The organism is Bacteroidetes Order II. bacterium (assembly GCA_016788705.1).
Classification (GTDB): Bacteria; Bacteroidota; Rhodothermia; order Rhodothermales; family UBA2364; genus UBA2364.
The window spans coordinates 24,147-42,864 of record JAEUSQ010000022.1; the positions used below are offsets into that span (position 1 = coordinate 24,147).

General features: G+C 46.8%; 14 protein-coding genes and 1 tRNA gene. 7 read left to right on the plus strand and 8 right to left on the minus strand.

What is annotated here, in order from left to right; all coding sequences use genetic code 11:
• Positions 1 to 17 precede the first annotated feature (17 nt).
• A complete protein-coding gene (locus JNN12_05580) occupies positions 18 to 1,784 on the plus strand; it encodes a carboxypeptidase-like regulatory domain-containing protein (protein ID MBL7977794.1) in 1,767 nt (588 codons plus the stop codon).
• On the opposite strand, the gene JNN12_05585 is transcribed toward JNN12_05580, so the two are convergent.
• From JNN12_05585 to JNN12_05595, 3 genes are all read right to left on the minus strand, one after another.
• Positions 1,781 to 2,905, minus strand: a complete 1,125-nt coding sequence (locus JNN12_05585) for a Nif3-like dinuclear metal center hexameric protein (GenBank protein MBL7977795.1) — start codon at positions 2,903 to 2,905, stop codon at positions 1,781 to 1,783. The genes JNN12_05580 and JNN12_05585 overlap by 4 nt on opposite strands.
• 60 nt (positions 2,906 to 2,965) lie before the next feature.
• Entirely contained in the window at positions 2,966 to 3,490 is a 525-nt protein-coding gene (locus JNN12_05590; GenBank protein ID MBL7977796.1) for a hypothetical protein, read from the minus strand.
• Positions 3,491 to 3,574: 84 nt separating this feature from the next.
• Positions 3,575 to 4,948, minus strand: a complete 1,374-nt coding sequence (locus JNN12_05595; protein ID MBL7977797.1) for an MFS transporter — start codon at positions 4,946 to 4,948, stop codon at positions 3,575 to 3,577.
• Positions 4,949 to 5,074: 126 nt separating this feature from the next.
• Here JNN12_05595 and JNN12_05600 point away from each other — a divergent pair.
• Positions 5,075 to 5,148 (plus strand) — tRNA-Arg (locus JNN12_05600).
• A 64-nt stretch (positions 5,149 to 5,212) separates the two neighbouring features.
• On the opposite strand, the gene mutS is transcribed toward JNN12_05600, so the two are convergent.
• The 4 genes from mutS to JNN12_05620 form a co-directional block, all read right to left on the minus strand.
• On the minus strand, positions 5,213 to 8,065 hold the full coding sequence (gene mutS / locus JNN12_05605; GenBank protein ID MBL7977798.1) for a DNA mismatch repair protein MutS: 2,853 nt from the start codon (positions 8,063 to 8,065) through the stop codon (positions 5,213 to 5,215).
• Between the two features lie 323 nt (positions 8,066 to 8,388).
• Complete coding sequence (locus JNN12_05610) at positions 8,389 to 9,297, minus strand: hypothetical protein (GenBank protein ID MBL7977799.1); 909 nt, start codon at positions 9,295 to 9,297, stop codon at positions 8,389 to 8,391.
• A 13-nt stretch (positions 9,298 to 9,310) separates the two neighbouring features.
• Positions 9,311 to 11,377, minus strand: a complete 2,067-nt coding sequence (locus JNN12_05615; protein ID MBL7977800.1) for a penicillin acylase family protein — start codon at positions 11,375 to 11,377, stop codon at positions 9,311 to 9,313.
• A 34-nt stretch (positions 11,378 to 11,411) separates the two neighbouring features.
• Complete coding sequence (locus JNN12_05620) at positions 11,412 to 13,091, minus strand: DNA polymerase/3'-5' exonuclease PolX (protein MBL7977801.1); 1,680 nt, start codon at positions 13,089 to 13,091, stop codon at positions 11,412 to 11,414.
• Positions 13,092 to 13,352: 261 nt separating this feature from the next.
• On the opposite strand from JNN12_05620, the gene JNN12_05625 reads away from it, so the two are divergent.
• The 5 genes from JNN12_05625 (at position 13,353) to JNN12_05645 (ending at position 18,473) form a co-directional block, all read left to right on the plus strand.
• Complete coding sequence (locus JNN12_05625) at positions 13,353 to 14,162, plus strand: glycosyltransferase (protein MBL7977802.1); 810 nt, start codon at positions 13,353 to 13,355, stop codon at positions 14,160 to 14,162.
• Between the two features lie 109 nt (positions 14,163 to 14,271).
• A complete protein-coding gene (locus JNN12_05630) occupies positions 14,272 to 15,954 on the plus strand; it encodes a S41 family peptidase (protein MBL7977803.1) in 1,683 nt (560 codons plus the stop codon).
• A 153-nt stretch (positions 15,955 to 16,107) separates the two neighbouring features.
• Positions 16,108 to 17,151 (plus strand): isocitrate/isopropylmalate dehydrogenase family protein, encoded by a 1,044-nt coding sequence (locus tag JNN12_05635; protein MBL7977804.1) that lies wholly within the window; start codon positions 16,108 to 16,110, stop codon positions 17,149 to 17,151.
• Between the two features lie 42 nt (positions 17,152 to 17,193).
• Positions 17,194 to 17,604, plus strand: coding sequence for a DUF4293 family protein (locus tag JNN12_05640; protein ID MBL7977805.1), 411 nt, complete (start codon positions 17,194 to 17,196; stop codon positions 17,602 to 17,604).
• Entirely contained in the window at positions 17,601 to 18,473 is an 873-nt protein-coding gene (locus tag JNN12_05645; protein MBL7977806.1) for a DMT family transporter, read from the plus strand. The genes JNN12_05640 and JNN12_05645 overlap by 4 nt, the downstream gene beginning before the upstream one ends.
• 107 nt (positions 18,474 to 18,580) lie before the next feature.
• Here JNN12_05645 and JNN12_05650 read toward each other — a convergent pair.
• Positions 18,581 to 18,718: hypothetical protein (locus JNN12_05650; protein MBL7977807.1), on the minus strand; the 138-nt coding region annotated here is incomplete at its 5' end.

Consider the following 18,718-nt stretch of genomic DNA (forward strand, 5'->3'; position numbering starts at 1 on the left):
AAAAAACAACACACCTAATGATGTTTGACCATAATGCCCGACTTCATATAATACTTTTTTTGTCTTTCTTTCTTGTCGGCATTTCTTACGCACAACAATTTTCAGGAAGGGTTATAGACGCAGAAACACGCAAACCACTAAATGCAGCTTCTGTCTTGATCGAGGGTCAGTTTAGCGGTCTCAAAACCGACGAAAACGGACGCTTCTCCATTATAGTAAATCGCGTCCCCTTTGCATTGGTGGTTCGATACGTGGGTTATGAATCTGCAAAACTCATTTTTACAAGACTCCCATCACAACCAGTTATTGTCCAACTTCGTGCAGTCAGTGTGCCTTTAGAAGTTGAAATTTCAGGCGAAGACCCCGCAATAGGAATTATGCGCAACGTGATTGCCCGAAAAAACCAGTTCTATGAATCATGGAAAACCTATCACGCAGAAATGTATGCTCGTTTTTCCCTTTGGGCAGGGCAAGAACTGGTTCAAATCAAAGAATCAAATGCAGATGTCTATGGGTATGGTGGCACCGAATTCAAAGAGTGGGTTCGTGCGTATCGAAACATCCCACAAACCGAGGAATCTTTTCGTTTTGCAGACCGCGAACCAATGATTAATTTTTACAACGATTTGGTTTTGGTGCAAGGCCGTTATTTACCCGGCCCCACCCATCCACGTGCCTTAACTTTATACAACTTCCGTCTTGGCAAAAAAACAACCACAAATCAGGGTGAACAAGCAGAAATATTTTTCACCCCCGCCCAATCCGAGGTAGCTACATTTTCCGGCAACTTGATTGTTGACTTAAATGACTTTGTACTCACTGAAATCTACGCCCGTCCATACCAGCTGGCGACGGATGGCGTAGTGAAGGATTATGAAGCCACTTACCGACAAAAATTTGAAACTTGGCTTTTGGATGTACAGGTTCCCGTAACCCTTGACATAGAGGGCCGTGTTTTGATGGGAAAAACAGGTGTACGATATCCCTTGGTACGATTTAAGCAACAAAACAAGTTGTTTAACATCCGCTTGAATGAGCCTATTCCAGATTCGCTCATGCAGCAGGCGGGCGTTTCATTTACCGAACCTGGCGCCGAGCGCAGAATACCGTTACTTCGCCGTATCCAAGACGTTCTTCCTTATGATGCAGAACAGTATGCATTTGCATCGCGTGCCGATACCAGGCTCCCCCTGTCTTCCCAAATTAAAGCAGATGGGTTCCTCGCTCCGTACCTCGGAGAATCCGTCGTAAACAAACCTATGAATGCAGGGGAAAGAATCTTGGAAACGGTGAGCAAGGTATTGCCTTTTCTGGGTTTAGGGGGGCTTCATGCAGCCATGCCAAATCTTCGGTGGAAACCTAAAGATGTATTTACAGAACTCGAACAGGTGCGCGGTTTAGGGGTGCGTGTATGGGCAGATCAATTTCCTGTTTTGAAAGAACATGCCTTCGACACTTCCAGATACTGGCGGCTTAAGAGCAACCTAATGCTCGAAGAACGTTTTCCACAATCCCCCCGTGCGATTGCGGAAAACGCTACGATTCAAAACTCATTTGATACCACCAAAGACCGTTGTCTGGTGGCCCATGTCTTAGAACAAGGTTTTAAGGATCCTTTTTGGAAGAAATCTGGAAACGTCTCTTCTTTAGGCTTGAGCCTCCAATACAATGCCGCTTCCCCCTTTCCGGGTAAATGGCCCTCATCGAATGACCGAAAACCTGTATATCAGGTACAAAGAAGCAGTTATTTACAATGGCTACTGACCGATAAATGCCTTTATTAATATTTTCGAACGAATATTCTTGTGGGATTGGTTGAGTGCCGTGTTCGGTGTACCCGTAAACCTGGCCGGAGTTCAGTCAATTGAGACACAACCAATTCCTCGGTAATCCATTCACTTTCATAATGCCCCACGTCTGCCAGTGCCATACTAGGCTTGCCCACATCGTCTAAGACTTCAAAATTAAGATGGTAGGTTAAATCTCCTGTAATGTACAGATCTGCATCCGAGCGTTGCGCCAAAGCAATGAAACTCCCCCCTGACCCACCACAAACTGCAACCTTTTTGATCGGCATTTCGGTATTGCCAACCACCCTAATGGCACGCGTTTTTAGTCGTTCACATACCATTTCCAGATATTCATCCAAAGCCATGGTCTCCTGAAGTTCACCAATGGCACCCAAGCCATAATTTTGCGAGGGTTGTGACGCCGGGAAAACATGATACGCAACCTCCTCATAGGGATGGACCGATTTGATGGCATATAAAACACCATGAAGTCTCCATTTTTCAACCTGACACTCAATTCGTATTTCTGGTTCTGCATGTAGCTTCCCCTCCGTTCCCACAAAGGGCTTGGCAGCCATTCTTGGCCGAAAGTATCCCGTCCCTTTAGAAGAAAATGCACAAGCGTCATAAAGACCAATAACACCAGCCCCCGCCGAAGCCATTGCCAACTGTACCGATTCTGCATGGGCTTCTGGAACATATACCACAAGGGCTTGCAGAATATCTTCCTTCTGATCCAAAAACTGTACATTTTGCAAGCCCAACAAACCTGCAAGCGCAAAAGAAACCCCATTTCTGGCGTTATCAAGATTGGTGTGAAACGCATAATGGGCCAATTTTGACTCGGCAAGACGAAGCGCCAAACCGGATACATAACCCATATCCGTGAGATGTTTTATAGGACGAAAAATATTAGGGTGATGCGTGACAATCAGATTAGCATCCACTTCGAGGGCTTCGTCAATGACGGCATGGGTTAGATCCAATGCCACCAAAACCCCTGATACTGGTGTATGCATCCTTCCAACCTGAAGCCCTACATTATCATAAGATTCTGCAACCGCACGGGGTGCCCAATTTTCGAGTGACTGGGCCACTTCTTTTATAGTGATCATTATGGTACCTTTTGGTCAAAGGAATGAAGATACTATCCGATCACTTCTCCTTGCAATGTATCAGGCAGCTTGCGTCATTAAATATGTCCCATAAGGACGGAGCGGTAAGCCAGGTTTTGAAACCACACGCCAATTGGTATCGGCCTCGGCAAACCAAGCATCCCGCGTTCCTAAATTAATTCTTCCCCGCTCGCTGAATAATTGAGGGAATTTTGCTGCTACAAAAGCGGCAAAGGCATCCGGATTTTCATAAACCGTTTGCTCATCCGCAAATATCACCGCATCAAACCCATATTCGTCTGTGACGGCATGAATGGCCGGGTCGTCCAATGGCTCAGGCCCAATCAGTAAGCCGACATTTCGGGCATGAGAAGAGAGTCGGATCAATGCAAATGGTGCATCTGCCCGCCAAGCAGCCAACCGTCGAAGAACCGTTTGTGGCTTGAGATATTTTCTTAGTATCCAGAAAACATCCTCCGACAACACCTCTCCCGCAGGGGCCGGAAAAGTATGTTGGCAAACCGCTTCGAGAAGAAGCGCAGGATTAGCGGCAACATGCGCAGATAAAGGTTGTAAGGTTGACATCGGGACCTCCTATATTTTGTCTTGATGTTGGACAAAGTTAGATTTGAAGGTATGTCAACGTATTGTCACAGTGTCACAACTATTTTACATATTACTTTTGGGTGCTTCGTCTGGTACTTTTGCCAATGTCATGCCCTCTGCTTCGTCCACACGGCGCAGGAGTATCCAGCCTATGGTAAAAAGTACAATCAACACCGCAATACCAGCACGTTGCGGTGCAAAAGGTGCTTCCCCCCCAAAGAGTTGTTCAACCAAGATGGTCACATTTCCAAAAAGGAACGGCCCCAAGAACGAAGTGGCTTTACCAGAAAAAGCAAAAAAGCCATAAAATTCACTTTCTTTTTCCGGTGGTACAAAACGCCCCATTAAAGAACGGCTTGCCGATTGATTAGGTCCTGCAAATATCCCCACCAAAATTCCAGCGACCCAAAAGGTGGTTTTATCTGGCGCAACAGTGGCCAAAATGACCGCAATCAGTAGCCCCCAGATACTATAAGAAATGGTTTTTTTTCCCCCGAGTTTATCATCTAAAAATCCAAATAAGGCAGCCCCCATACCAGCCATCACGTTCAAAACGATGCCAAAGATCATGATTTCCTCGGTGGTGAAGTGGAGCACAACTGTTGCATAAACTGCACCCATCGAAAAAATAGTAACCAAAGCATCGTTATAAAACAAGTTGGCAATAAGAAAGCGAACCAACTGGCGGTACTTTTTGATTTCTCCTGCGGTTTCTTTAATGCGTTGATATGATTCCGCAATCAGGTTTACGTCTTTAGTATCGGTTCTATACTTTCCAGGCTCTTTTAACCAGATAAATATGGGCATACAAAAGAGGAGCATCCAGGCCCCTACCAATAGATTCGTGGCACGGATATGTTCGGAGGCCTCTGTACCAAAACCGAACCAAGGTGTTTCCGGTTGGATGAAGCCAACCAATGCCAATACCATACACAACAACCCTCCTACATATCCAAACCCCCAACCGAACCCCGAAATCCGGCCAATTTTCTCGGCTGGCGCAATATCTGGTAAAAAAGAATTGTAAAAGGAACATCCCAACTCGAAGGCGATATTGCCCACAATAAACCAAAACAACGCTGTAAAAGCGGCGTGTGGCAAGCCGTGTTCGTGCTGCCATTCGTATGGCTTTTGAAAATATAACATAATGGAAGCCAGAACACACATAAGCGTAGCACCAAGAAGAAACATCTTGCGCTTATTGGTCCGGTCTGCTGCGGCTCCGAGTAGTGGTGACAAGAGTGCTACTGTTACGGCTGTAAAAGAAACCCCAATGGACCATAGCCAAGTGCCATCTAACTCGGAAGCAGCCATCACCTTGGCATAATAAGTGGCATAAATAAAGGTAACGATCAGGGTTGTAAAGGCCGAGTTTCCAAAATCATAGAAATACCAAGCCCAAACCGCCTTCCGGTTGTGGTTCACATTTTCTGCCATAACCTCTTTGCTTAGTGTGTGAAGAAAAACGGAAGGTACTGCAAATGTTAATTCAGAACAAAGCCTTTTCTATCTTCGCGTCAAAAGATTGCGTTTCGGTAACGATTTCAGTTATCTTCTTTTCCTGCCCTTGTAGCTCAGGTGAATAGAGCAAGCGTTTCCTAAACGCTAGGCCGCTGGTTTGAGTCCAGCCGAGGGCACATCGAAAAGCCCCGATAATCTCAGTTGATTATCGGGGCTTTTTCCCTTACTAAAAAAGGAAATTTATCCCTCTTTTGCCTTACGCTGCAAAAAGGATAGCTGCATCATCGCCTCGATCGGCGTAAGACGGTTTAGGTCAATTTCGATAAGTAACTCTTTAATTTCGGAGGCGACGGGGTCGGCATCCGAGAAAAGACTCATTTGGGAAAAACCGGAGACGGGCACCTGGCTCATGCGAGCGTGTTGAAGTTTTGGACCTGCAGTTATGGGTTCCTTGTGTGGCTCGGCTGTGGGTTCAGGGCGTTCAGAATCTGGAACCAGCGCTTCTTTGGTCACAGAATGAGGCGCTCCCGGTAGAGAATCGGGCAATGACACATTTATACAATTGTCAATTTGCGATAAACGATTAACGAATAATGGTTCAACAGTATCGAATGACCTCTCTGTTAGTGCTGTCACTTCCAACCGTTGGGCTTCTAAGCTCTCCAAAATCTCTTTCGCCCTATCAATAACGGGCATCGGCAATCCTGCCATACGGGCAACTTCAATACCGTAGCTAGAATCAGCCCCACCCGGCACGAGCTTTCGGAGAAAAATAACCCGTCCGTTGTGTTCTTGTACCTGAACCCTTGCATTCCGAATGCGTTCACAGCGATCCGCAAGTGCGTTTAGTTCGTGGTAATGAGTCGCAAACAGTGTCCGTGCAGCAATAGCAGGATTATCGTGAATATACTCGGCAATAGCCCACGCAATAGACATACCATCAAAGGTACTTGTTCCACGTCCTACTTCATCCAATAAAATTAGAGACTTAGGAGAAGCATTATTCAAAATATTGGCTGTTTCATTCATCTCCACCAAGAAAGTACTCTCGCCTGCAGCGAGGTTATCGGAGGCCCCGACGCGGGTAAATATTTTATCCACAACCCCAACCGATGCATGGCTGGCCGGGACAAAACTACCCACCTGTGCAAGCAAAACGATAAGGGCAGTTTGTCGAAGAATCACACTTTTACCCGCCATGTTAGGCCCTGTTATCATGAGCATTTGTGCTTCCCCACGCGACAAACGAACGGAGTTTGGGATGAACGGTTCACCCGGAGGCAAGGTTCGTTCCACAACCGGATGCCGGCCCTCCACAATGTCTAATTCATCTCCGTCATGCACCTCTGGCCTGGTGTATCCATACCGCGAAGCCACTTCAGCCAGCGAGGCAAAACAATCCAATATCGCCAATAATTGGGCATTTTTCTGGATAGATTCAGTTTCCTCGGCAATCGCCAGACGCAATTCATTAAAAAGTGATTGCTCCAAACCACTGATTTTTTCCTCGGCCGTCAGGATTTTTTCCTCATACTCTTTCAGTGCCGGGGTGATATACCGTTCAGCATTAACAAGGGTTTGTTTACGGATGTAGTCTGCTGGAACTTTATCCTTATGCGCATTGGTGATTTCGATATAATAGCCGAAGACATTGTTAAAGCTGACTTTAAGTGAAGGGATTCCAGTTCTTTCAATTTCTTTTTGTCGCATCTCGGCAAGCCAATCTTTGCCCGAACTGGCAATCATCCGCAATTCATCCAGTCCGGCATGAAAACCTGTTCGGAACATCCCGCCCTCGGTGATAGACGCTGGTGCATCTTCAATCAGTGCATCGTCTAAGCGATCTACGACCTCGGCACACAATAGCAGATGGTCTCCGAGGCTACGTAAAGAAGCCGTTTTGGCTGTTCTTAAAAGGGTCTTGAGCGGTGGAATTTGCCGCAAGGTCAACTTGAGGTACACCAACTCCCGTGGCGTGGCCCGTGCTGTGCTGATTTTAGCAATAATCCGCTCCAAATCCCCAACTTGTGCCAATTCTTCTCGGATTTGTTGTCGCAAGGCATGATTCTCGACCAATTCTCCTACGGCATCCAGCCTTTTACGAATGTTCTCGATATTCCGTAGCGGACGAACCAACCATTTCCGCAACAGTCGGCCTCCTGGCGGGGTTTGGGTATGGTCTAATATCTGAATCAGCGAGCCATCGCGTCCCCCGTCTTGCATCGAAGCAACCAACTCAAGGTTTCGTTTGGTTTGCGGGTCTAATGAAATATAGTCTTCATTGGAAAAGCGGATTAATCGGCGAATATGTGGTAGTTTCCCTTTTTGCGTTTCGCTCAAGTAATGTAACACCACCCCAGCGGCAATCACCCCCAATGGCATGTTTTCGATACCAAAACCTTTCAGCGAGTGTGTCTTAAAATGCCGAAGCAATACCTCATTAGCAAAATCACCCCCAAATGCCCAGTCCTCCATTGGCGTGGCTGTAAACGACCATTTGGGCAACGTTTGCAAGAGCGCCTTGGCACGTTTATCATAGAGCAATTCGGCGGGAGCAATCGTTTGTAACAACTCCTGCAACTGCGATTCCGGCACCTCGGAAGTGGCAAATTCGCCCGTTGTGGCATCCACAAACGAGAAACCCACCCAGCCCCGTGTCGCCCGATCTTGCCCCCAATGTACTGCCGCCAAATAATGGGATCTTTTGGGATCAAGGAGCCGATCGCTGAACGCTACACCTGGTGTCACCACTTCGGTAACGTCGCGTTTTACCACTACCTTCGCCAATTTAGGGTCTTCCAATTGTTCGCAAATAGCGACACGATGGCCTGCAGCCACCAATTTAGGTAAATATTGATCTAATGCTTTATACGGAAATCCTGCTAAATCTATTTCCGATGCTTTGCCATTGGCCCTTTTGGTGAGGGTAATTCCCAGAACGCCACTGGCAATTCGTGCATCTTCATCAAATGTTTCGTAGAAATCACCCATCCGGTATAACAAGATCGCATTGGGATTCCGTTCTTTAATTTTCCAATATTGCCGCATCAGCGGCGTGGCATCTTTATCGTTCCACTTCTTCTTCTCAGCCATTTTGAGTCGTTTTTAGATTGGGGCAATTTTATTAAGATACAAAATCCAAACAAAGCTATTATCAGAAATGATGGTAGGATGCTGAACAAGAGATGGCTATTCGCTGACTACTCCGATTTTGCCCTTATGGGCGAATGAAAACGCCTTCTGCACCCATATCACGAAGTCTTTACGGCTGATGACATTGGCTTTTTTTCTATTCTAATACCCATCAAAATTAGTACCTTTATACACAAAAAGCTTATAATTACATTATAAATAATATTTACATATAATTTATACAGCACAACATCAGACAATAACAAGCCGCTTATTTTTCTATTCTATTCAAACTCTTTCATAGCGATATGCCAAGCCCCTTCAACTGGGGTATATTTAGCAGGGACAATGGACCAAGAGGCGAGTTTTTCGGCTATAATTTCATGCAACTGATTACGATAGAACTCGTTGTTATATAGTCCTCCGATAAATGAGACCTGATGCTTTAAGTGTGTATCGTAGCGGTGTGCCAGTCGGCAAATATGGGCAATAATGCCCTGGGCTTGTTCGTGAATAATTTCCACCGAAGGTGCATCTCCCATTTCGGCAGCCTCAAGCACCAATGGAGCAATATGCTGAATCGGGCGCTGGCTGCGATAGACATAATCCAGCAATGTCGCACGGTTAGACATTTGAAGCCGTTCTGCAAACAACTGCCGCAACAACGGATGTTCTTGTTCATCGATAGCATGTGCCACTGCCTTAAGGCCCGCCAACCCGATGGCCATGCCACTCCCTTCGTCTCCGATAAGATAGCCCCATGCGCCAGTATTTACCAAACGGCCTTCATGTGTTTTCCCGAGCACATTTGAGCCCGTACCCACAATAGTCAGCAGGCCACTTTCGCCCTCCAAAGCCCCTTCGAGGGCAATATTGGCATCGTTTAACAATCGAAACGGCAGGCCGAGTGCTTCCGAAACCTCTCGTTCCAGAACCGGAGTGAGGGCATTGGGCATATCCGAAGTCCCTGCTCCGGCTGCTCCGGCACAAATTCCCCCAACCCGAAGATCGGGGAAGGCTTCTATTGCACGGGTAACCAACGAAATAAGAATTTCCTTCGCTCGTTCCTTGGGAATCCGATATAGATTAATTCCGGCATCCGAGATGGTAAAGTCGCGCTTTTTATCTGGCGTTGCTCCCCAAAGAACGGTTTTGGTTCCGCCTGCATCAATACCAAAATAGACATGTTGCATGGTCTTTATATATTTATTCTGCTGGTACCAATTGGGTTTTACCAATCACTTCCACATCTCCGCTCGCATCCAACTCGATGTATTGCTGGCGATCAGGGATGCTATACCGCGAGAGCATTTCTTCATGAATCAAGTTGGCCCGTTGGATCATCCATGATTCTGAACTACGGTTAGCAAACCAACCTTCCCAGACCGAAGGAGACGGCAAATCGGTCAGCATACGGGTTGCACGCCATTGCAGGGTGGTCGGATGGCCAGAATGTGCCACACGGACTGGTGAAAAACGGGTTTGTGCGAGATTATGTCTATACAAAGGAATAAATTGAGCCGACCAGATTGGATAATAAACTTCACCTGCTTGGGTAAGCCCCCATTGGAAGGAGCTAAAGTCTCGCGGTGAGCTTTCCTTGTCTTTAAAACGGCTCACTACTTTAATCAAGGTTTTTTTGAGCTTTAGGCTATTTTCTGCCGTCTTCGCCGAATCTGCCCCAGCAAACATGGTCGAGTCCGGTTTAGGGATATAGGACCACCCTTTATAGTATTCAGCCATCCAAGCATCAAAAACAGATGCTGCAATGCTTTCGTTGCTAAAATCAAACTTCCAGTTACGGAGATACGTAAGGGCGTCCTTTGCTGCATAGGTCAGGTCTTTCCGTTTTTCCATCATGCCCAATAGGCCCTTGACTGCCGGACGAACAAATGGGCTGTAGGTATCTTCAAATTTTCCTAAGAATTGCTGAGGCAATAGGCCGCTGGAGAGGACTTGACGAAGGCGCGTCGCGGAGTGACTGGCCCAAGGGGTGTCTGAAATTAACAAGCCATTGGGCAATTCTTCTCGAACCAATGGCTTCCCACGTACCGACCATCGCCCGTCTTGGGTTAATAAAAGACCATTTCCCTTGAATAAATGGAAATTCACCCCGGTTGTATCGCCCACTAACAAGTTTCTAAAAATACTTTGATCACTTAACGGGCGGAAACCAGGCCAATTCAGTTTCCAAACAAAGCCAACGGTGGTATCTCGCTCAACCAGCAGGGTATCCTGAACCATTTTTTTGTATTTCTTTTTAAAGGACTCAGGCAAAAAGAAGGAATTCCCATTGCTCCGGGTGGTGACCAAAGATTCGTTGCCTTCCATATCTTTAATCACCCGATTTTCGGGAACAACGAGGCTATCGGCTCCGGCGGGCAGGCGCTCTGCTGAAAAAGGACTAGTCAGAAGAAAAAACCAAGACAATCGTTCATTTCGTCCAGAAGGAAATAACAAGGTTCCAGGCACACTCACCACTTGGTTTTGCCCAATACCCCAGTCTATAATTGCCTCTTGTACCAAAGGCCATGCACTCGCCCCATAAACATGACGGTGGAAAAAATAGGTATCTCGGCTCTGACGGGATACCCAAGCCAAACCATGCTCGAAACCATGTAACCGCAGAAATTGCTTCAAAACCCTCTGCTCTGCCATAAACTTTTCAAAAGCGGGCTGCAACGTATCTGCAAGCGTTTTTTTATAAGGCTCCGCGCCAATCCAAGCCAACAAGTGTTCTACGGCCAAACTGTGCCACGGCTCCCAGCGCTTAGGCTTAAGTCCAGAAAGCAACAAATCGTCATTAACCTGTTCGTTTGGATGTTCTAAAACCGCATTGACACCATTTGAATAAGCAATCAAACGGTTCTTCTCTTCTGGTTTTAATTGTCGGTAAGCTGCATAAGCCAACTTTCCGATGCCCAAGGTTTTGGAAACACGATCTATGATGGCAGTAGAATCGCCCTGAAACCACTGTCCTAGTTCACCAAGAGCCACTTGCCGCCAAACCGACATTGGCAACGCATGACGCAACGCATGGCTATAGCCAAGGCCCGCCAATCCATCGTTTTCGGAGGAGGCGCGGATAACTGGAATACGGTCTTTTCGCCATTCAACCGAGACATTACCCCGTAAATTGGTAATTTTCACCTGTGCGCTGTAGTCGGTTCTAAATCCATACGAAAACCAAAAAGTAATCCCCAGAATAAAGAGACCTACAATGGCAATAAGCAGCGATAGGGCAATAATATTTCTGAATCTATAAAACAACACAGTTAGCTTGGTTTGGTCAGATTAATGGAAATCTTTATTGATTTTTAAGGCGGAGCCATTGTTCGAAAGCAAACCGATCCATCGCGTTCAGGCATAGACCGACTGTCAGCCCGGCTTTTCGGGCTACTTCAACGCCCCAGAACACATCTTGTAGCCCTTCCATCGCATGGGCATCTGGATTAATGGCAATAAAAACCCCTTTTTCCAAGGCATAAGGTACCCACGTCCAGTCCAAATCCAAGCGATAAGGATTTGCATTTAGTTCGAGGGCCACACCATTGGCGGCACAGGCATCAATTATTTTATGATGATGTACCGGATAACCTTCTCTGGCCAACAATAAACGTCCGGTAGGATGACCCAGTATGGTGGTATAAGGATTTTCTATGGCCGTAATCAACCGCTGTGTGGCCACGGCCTCGGTCATATTAAAGCCATTATGAATACTGGCCACCACCAAATCAAACGAAGCCAATACCTCGTCGGGGTAATCTAATGAACCATCGTTCAAAATATCGCTTTCGATTCCCGAAAAAATGCGGAAGTTCGTTCCCGTTGCAGCATACACGGCATTTCGGCTAGCAATTTCGGCTTGTTGTTCTAAAACCCGCTCTATGCTCATACCATTGGCCACCGTCAACGACCGACTATGGTCACAGGCCCCATAGTATTCCAAGCCTAAGTGCCGGGCAGTTTCGGCCATTTCCACCAAGGAGTGCGCGCCATCGCTATAGGTTGAGTGGTTATGCAACGTTCCTCTAAGGTCGCTGACTTCTATGAGTTTGGGTAAGGTATTTGTTTCAGCCCAAGACATAGCAGAAGCCAAATCGCGCAACTCCGGAGATACAAAAGCCAATCCAGCCTTTTGGAACAACTCCGTTTCGGCGGCCACCTCTGGAAGTCCACCTATTTTTTGCGCAATTGCTTCCACAAAACTTTCCGGACCTGTTCTCCTGAGGCATTCGGTACCAAAAGCCACCTCTGGAACCCATACCACCTCCACCCCAAAGCCATCTTCGAGACTGAACTGCCAAACACCTGTATTTATTTGCTGCACCGAAACCCCAATGGCCTCAAATGCAGGAGCAATAACCTCTTCCGATTGCGCTTGAATTAACACCGTAAGCTCCGAGATGGTGGGCATTTTCCGACGAAAAGCCCCAACCACCACACAGTCTTCGATGCTAACTTGTTGTTTCAGCGTTTGCAACAAGGGCATCAACTGCCGGTAAACCGTAGCATACCGCCGTTGAGCACGATAGGACGCTAAGCGTTCGATACTTTCTAAGAGTTGTTCCTGCGTTTTTTTACCAAAGCCTTCTGCATGTAACAACCGATTTTCCCGCGCCGCAACGGCCAATTCGCCAACCGAAGTAATACCCAATGATTGCCATAAACTGCGCACCTTTTTAACACCAAGCCCTTTAATGTTAAGCAATTCAGGCAGACCAGCAGGGAGTTTCGCTACCAATTCCTCCCGTTGCGGCAACGATCCGGTATCCAACAGCACCTCAATGTCTTTGCCGAGTCCACTACCAATTCCCTGCACCCCTGTCAATTGTCCCGCTGCCGCCAAATCCTTTATTTGCTCTGGCAACCGTTGTAAAACACGGGCTGCATTCGCAAAAGCCCTCGCCCGAAACGGATTACCACCCGTAAGTTCCAACAGATCTGCCACTTCCTGTAAAGACTTGGCAATTTGTTTATTCGTCATGACAAACAGTTTGTGAGGAAGCAACAATTATTGGGTAAATTGTGTATCTTCTTTGTTTAAACATTGCTCAAATGAATTACTAACTGGCCCAAACAATCTTAAGCCAATTGTTTGAACCAGAACAAATTAAGAAAAACTTGCCCTGCACCACAGAACAAGTCCTTTTCTTTTCCGTAATTCCTGAACAATTTTGTTCTATAGGGAAAGGACGACAAGCCAGATAACGTCTTTTCTCCATTCCGTTCATCAATCTTTACCAAAATGATGTACGAAACCTTGCACGTCGTACCAGAGACGTTGGAAGAGGTTTTGGCGACCTTTCGTGTCTTGCCACAAACCAGTATCATTATTCCTACCCTAAATGAGGAAAAGATCTTAGAAAATTTACTCAGATCTTTTACACCGGAAGTCCGGCGACGTTTGGGCCTCGAAATCATCGTTTCAGATGGTGGATCAACCGACAGAACCGTCGAAATTGCGCGGAAATATGCCGACAAAGTGGTTGAACATACCGACGTACGCCCCCAAACGATTTCGGAGGGCCGCAATGCTGGCGCAGCCGTCGCACAGGGCGATGTCCTAATCTTTTTTAATGCCGATGTCCGTTTTCCTATACGAATGGAACCGTTCTTGCGGGAACTAACTGAAGCTGCTGGCATGGAAGGGGCCGCAACCTGTCGGGTGACCGTCCATCCGGAAGAAGCCAACTGGAAAGACCATTTGGTCTTGGGCGGTTGTAATGCCTATTTCTGGTGTCTGAATAAGATCGGACTGGGCATGGGGCGTGGTGAATGTCACGCCATTGCCGCCCGAACATTTAGGTTGCTGGGCGGTTATAGAACGGACTTGGTTGCTGGAGAAGATTTTGATTTATTTAAGCGGATTGCACAACATGCGAGGCAACAAAACAAAGCAGGCATCCGTTTTCTTTGGCAGTGGACGCTTTATGAGGACCCACGACGGTATCGGGCTATTGGATATGCTCGCACCATGCTCAAGTGGTTCCAGAATGCGGCCTCTATCACGCTTTTTAACCGATCGGTCTCTAAAGAATGGACCGCATTTCGGTAAAGACTGTTACTTTACAGATACAAGGGCGTCTAAAACTGAAACACCCTTTTCGGCTTGTTCTCAGGCACGGAAACGATATCCATAACCATTTTTCACTCTGAAAATCCATATGCGCTTAACCAAAAAATTTACTTACATCGGAGCCGGTATCCTAATAGCAGGCTTTTTCTTTGGAATGGGCATTCAAAAAGTCTTCTCCGGAGACGATGTAGTCCAAAGTCTGCAAAAATTAGATCAGGCATTTTCATTGATCAATCAGCAGTATGTGGATGATGTGGACTCGGGTAAACTTGCCGAAAATGCGATCGAAGGAATGCTGAAGGGCTTAGACCCTCACTCGGTATATATTGATGCCAAACGCATGAAGCGCGTCCGCGAAGAATTTGATGCTTCCTTTGAGGGGATCGGTATTTTCTTTGACTTTGTGGATGAAACCTTGATGGTGCAGCAAGTAATATCGGATGGTCCCTCCGAAAAAGCTGGCCTTAAGGCAGGTGACTTCATCATTATGGTGGATGATAAGGAAACCAAAGGCTGGAAAAATGAGGATGTACAAGCCCACCTTAAAGGTCCTAAAGGAACTAAGGTGACACTCAAAATCCGTCGAAATGGCGTGGACAAGCCCTTAACCTTTGACATTACCCGCGATACCATTCCATTTTATACGGTTACTGCCAAGCACATGATAGACGATAAAACAGGGTATATCAACCTTGAGCGCTTCGCCCGTACCTCTTACCAGGAAGTGGCAGATGCCATGAACCAATTACGTGGTTTGGGAATGGAGCGCCTTGTGCTGGATTTGCGCAACAACCGTGGCGGATACATGGAAATGGCCGTTCGTATTGTGGATGAATTGCTCCCTGCGAATAAAATGATTGTCTATACCAAGAGCCGAATCCAATCCTTTAATGAGCAATACCGCTCCACTTCGCGAGGTAGCTTTGAAAAAATGCCCGTCATCGTCTTGGTCAATTCCGGATCGGCTTCTGCCAGCGAGATTGTTGCCGGAGCGCTTCAAGACCACGACCGCGCCCTTGTGGTGGGCGAGCGGACCTTTGGGAAAGGCTTGGTACAACGCCAGTTTGAATTATTGGATGGATCCGTTATGCAAATGACCATTTCTCGGTATTTCACCCCTTCCGGACGCCTCATTCAAACCCCTTATGCCGACGGAGACCAAGAAGCCTATTATAAATCCAAATTAGACATCGAACGGAAGAACAAAGGCGTTTTGAAAAAAGAAGACCTTATTGCTCAGGCGCCAGATTCCCTTAAATACAAAACCACCAGTGGACGGACCGTTTTGGGGGGTGGAGGTATTTTGCCAGATATTATCCTGCCCGACTCGCTGGGTATGCCCAAGCCCCTTGTAATTGCCCTCATTCGGAATAGCGTAGAGGATGATTTCACCGGCCACTGGCTAAATCAGCATCCGGAATTTAGAACCCAATGGACCACTAAGAAGAGTGATTTCATCAAAAACTTCCGGATTACGGATGCCATGCTGAATGAATTCTGGGGTTATGCTACCGATAAAAAAGGCTTTAAGTTTGTTGAAAACAATAAATCTGCTACCCTAAATACGGCTGATGAAAAACGCAAGACCTTTACCAAAAAGGAACAGTTAGAGAACCGAGACGTGGTTGAGGTGCGTATCAAAGCTTTACTTGCCCGTCGTCTTTGGGACCTGGATGCCTCCGTGCAAGTTTTTCATAAATTAGACCTGACACTGGCTGAAGCCTTGCGGAATTGGGACAAAGCTTCAAACTTTGCTCAATCCTACCGATAGACGTTCCCTTAATTTTATGTTTGAAGGCTCCTTTACGGGGCCTTTTTTATCTTTTAACCGCTTTCACTGATATTTGCCAGAATCGCTTCGCCTAAGCGGTTATATTGCAAAACGCTTCCCCTGCTTTTATTTCATTTATTATTTTTATCCCTGATGGCACACAAAGTAGTCCTCATTCCCGGTGATGGTATTGGTCCCGAAATCACTGAAGCCGCTTTAGACGTTTTAGCCGCAACTGGCGTCCCCATTACTTGGGTATTAGAAGAAGAAGCGGGTATGCGTTCCATAGAAGCAGGGGGCGAGCCCTTGCCCGAAAAAGTAATCAATAGCATCAAGGCGCATAAGGTAGCCCTGAAAGGCCCCATTACGACTCCGGTTGGCGGTGGCTTTAAAAGTGTGAACGTATCTTTGCGTCAAGCCTTAGACCTCTATGCAAACGTCCGGCCCAGTTATAGCTTACCGGGCATCAAAACCGCCTTTCAGCATGTAGATATGGTACTTTTCCGTGAGAATACGGAAGGACTGTATATTGGAGAAGAAAAATACGATGCCGAGACGGGCGTAGCCGAGGCCATCGCAAGGGTTACCAAAAAAGGATCCGAACGGATCATTCGGTATGCCTTTGAATACGCCAAATTTAACGAACGCGGCAAAGTTTCATTGGTTCATAAAGCCAACATCCTGAAAAAAACTTCGGGATTGTTTTTGGAGTTGGGCCGCGAAATTGCAAAAGAATACCCCCAAATCCGCTTTGAAGAAGTGATTGTGGATAATATGTGCATGCAGATGGTAACCAATCCAGAACGCTATGATTGTATTGTCACCACCAACCTGTTTGGCGATATTTTAAGTGACCTCGCAGCCGGATTAGTGGGCGGTTTGGGCATTGTACCCGGCGCAAATATTGGCAGTGAGTATGCCGTTTTTGAGTCCGTTCATGGTTCTGCACCCGATATTGCCGGACAAAACAAAGCGAATCCTACAGCACTCATCCGTTCTGCCGAGATGATGCTCCGTCACTTGGGCGAGCACTTTGCTGCAGATGCCCTCCGCAAAAGCCTTTTCGAGATTTTCCGACGTGGAGAATTCCGCACGGCAGACTTGGGCGGCTCCACCCCAACGAATGAGTTTGGGAAACGTGTTGCCGAGAAAGTAGCGAAAAACATCGCAAAACCACGCTGGCGTACCCAAGTATAATCACGCTATTATTACCCTCACCCTTTTAATCTTTTTCCCAATATGTGGCAACGCATTCAAACGGTCTATTTGGTACTTTCCGTTGTATTACTTGCTTTGATTCCTGCGCTTCAGTTCCCGCTAACGGCCAAACAACCACTCTATTGGGGTGGTATGGTTGTCTCGGCGGTTTCCATAATTTTGGCCATCTGGGGGATTGCTCAGTTTCAAAATCGTAAACAGCAAATGAATACCGTTCGGATGGCCGCCATTGTGGCTTTTCTATCCGTCGGATTTGCAAAAGTGGTGTATTTAATCACGACGCCGCAAGCACAGTGGATGGCATTTACCCAAAATCCCGCCATTCTTTGGGGGATTGGCGGAGCCTTCGTAGGGTTTGTTTTCCAACTTTTGGCGCTACGTGCCATTCGCAAAGACGAGTCATTGGTACGGTCAATGGATCGCTTGCGATGAAACCACCAAGGCATTTATATCCGATTTTGGCATTGGGTGTATTGTGCGTTGCAAGTAGTTCCGTATTAATTCGGTATATTTCGGGAGAAGCGAGCGGATTAACGGTCGCCACGTATCGGACGGTTCTGGCGGCCCTTTTTTTATTGCCCTTTTCGCCGCGTGTTTGGCCAGAAATCAAGGCATTGCCCGCATCACACAAAGGCTTGATTGTGCTTTCCGGTGTTTTATTGGGTCTCCACTTTGTTACGTGGATCAGTTCCTTATACTATACCACTGTTGCCAGTTCTACCGTTTTGGTAAATACCTCACCGCTTTTCATCGCCATTGCATCGTTTTTCCTACTCGGCGAGCAGCTCCATAAATCGTTGGTTTTGGGCATTTTATTGGGCTTTACGGGTGCTGCGTTGATGGCGTTCGGAGACATGACCAACCAACAATTTCCTCATGCTGCGCGGGGGAATGGCTTGGCTCTTTTGGGTATGGTTACGGTTAGTGGCTACATGATGGCCGGACGGGTAGTACGCCAAAAGGGACTTTCGTGGTTAGGATATGTTTTTCCCGTATATTTAATTTCTGCAATAACGGTTTTGACCTTTTCTTTATTTCTACAGGCCCATCTCTTGGTTTCATGGACGGTTTTGGGTATTTGTGCATTGATGGCCCTTGGCCCCCAAATTGCAGGTCATGGCGCAATGAACTATGCGGTTCGCTATATTCCGCCCGCCTTTGTCACTTTGGTTATCTTGGTAGAGCCTGTTCTGTCTTCGTTAATGACCTTCCTTCTTTGGGATGAAACGCCCGGCCTGCTTTCCCTTATAGGCATGGCGGTGGTGCTGATTGGATTGGCCATAGCCATGAAGCGAGGGTAAACAAAAATCCCGCCTATCTCTCAATAAGCGGGATTATGGGTTCCTGAAGAGGCGCTGCTAAAGTGCGGTTTACAATATTTTTAACACATCCTTAACGACCAAATCCCCTACTTCAGCAGCACAATTTTGCTTCTTTGTACCAAGGTTTGGTTGCCTTGTTGTGCGGTTAAGACCACAAGGTACGTCCCAGAGGCCCAGTAGCTACCCGAATCAATCCGCATGTGATGCCCCACTCCGGCAGCAAC

Bases quoted from the DNA above. Each gene is read 5' to 3' on its own strand.
- JNN12_05580 (MBL7977794.1), top strand. From the start codon at position 18: ATGATGTTTGACCATAATGCCCGACTTCATATAATACTTTTTTTGTCT.
- JNN12_05585 (MBL7977795.1), bottom strand. From the start codon at position 2,905: ATGATCACTATAAAAGAAGTGGCCCAGTCACTCGAAAATTGGGCACCC.
- JNN12_05590 (MBL7977796.1), bottom strand. From the start codon at position 3,490: ATGTCAACCTTACAACCTTTATCTGCGCATGTTGCCGCTAATCCTGCG.
- JNN12_05595 (MBL7977797.1), bottom strand. From the start codon at position 4,948: ATGGCAGAAAATGTGAACCACAACCGGAAGGCGGTTTGGGCTTGGTAT.
- mutS (MBL7977798.1), bottom strand. From the start codon at position 8,065: ATGGCTGAGAAGAAGAAGTGGAACGATAAAGATGCCACGCCGCTGATG.
- JNN12_05610 (MBL7977799.1), bottom strand. From the start codon at position 9,297: ATGCAACATGTCTATTTTGGTATTGATGCAGGCGGAACCAAAACCGTT.
- JNN12_05620 (MBL7977801.1), bottom strand. From the start codon at position 13,091: ATGACGAATAAACAAATTGCCAAGTCTTTACAGGAAGTGGCAGATCTG.
- JNN12_05625 (MBL7977802.1), top strand. From the start codon at position 13,353: ATGATGTACGAAACCTTGCACGTCGTACCAGAGACGTTGGAAGAGGTT.
- JNN12_05630 (MBL7977803.1), top strand. From the start codon at position 14,272: ATGCGCTTAACCAAAAAATTTACTTACATCGGAGCCGGTATCCTAATA.
- JNN12_05635 (MBL7977804.1), top strand. From the start codon at position 16,108: ATGGCACACAAAGTAGTCCTCATTCCCGGTGATGGTATTGGTCCCGAA.
- JNN12_05640 (MBL7977805.1), top strand. From the start codon at position 17,194: ATGTGGCAACGCATTCAAACGGTCTATTTGGTACTTTCCGTTGTATTA.
- JNN12_05645 (MBL7977806.1), top strand. From the start codon at position 17,601: ATGAAACCACCAAGGCATTTATATCCGATTTTGGCATTGGGTGTATTG.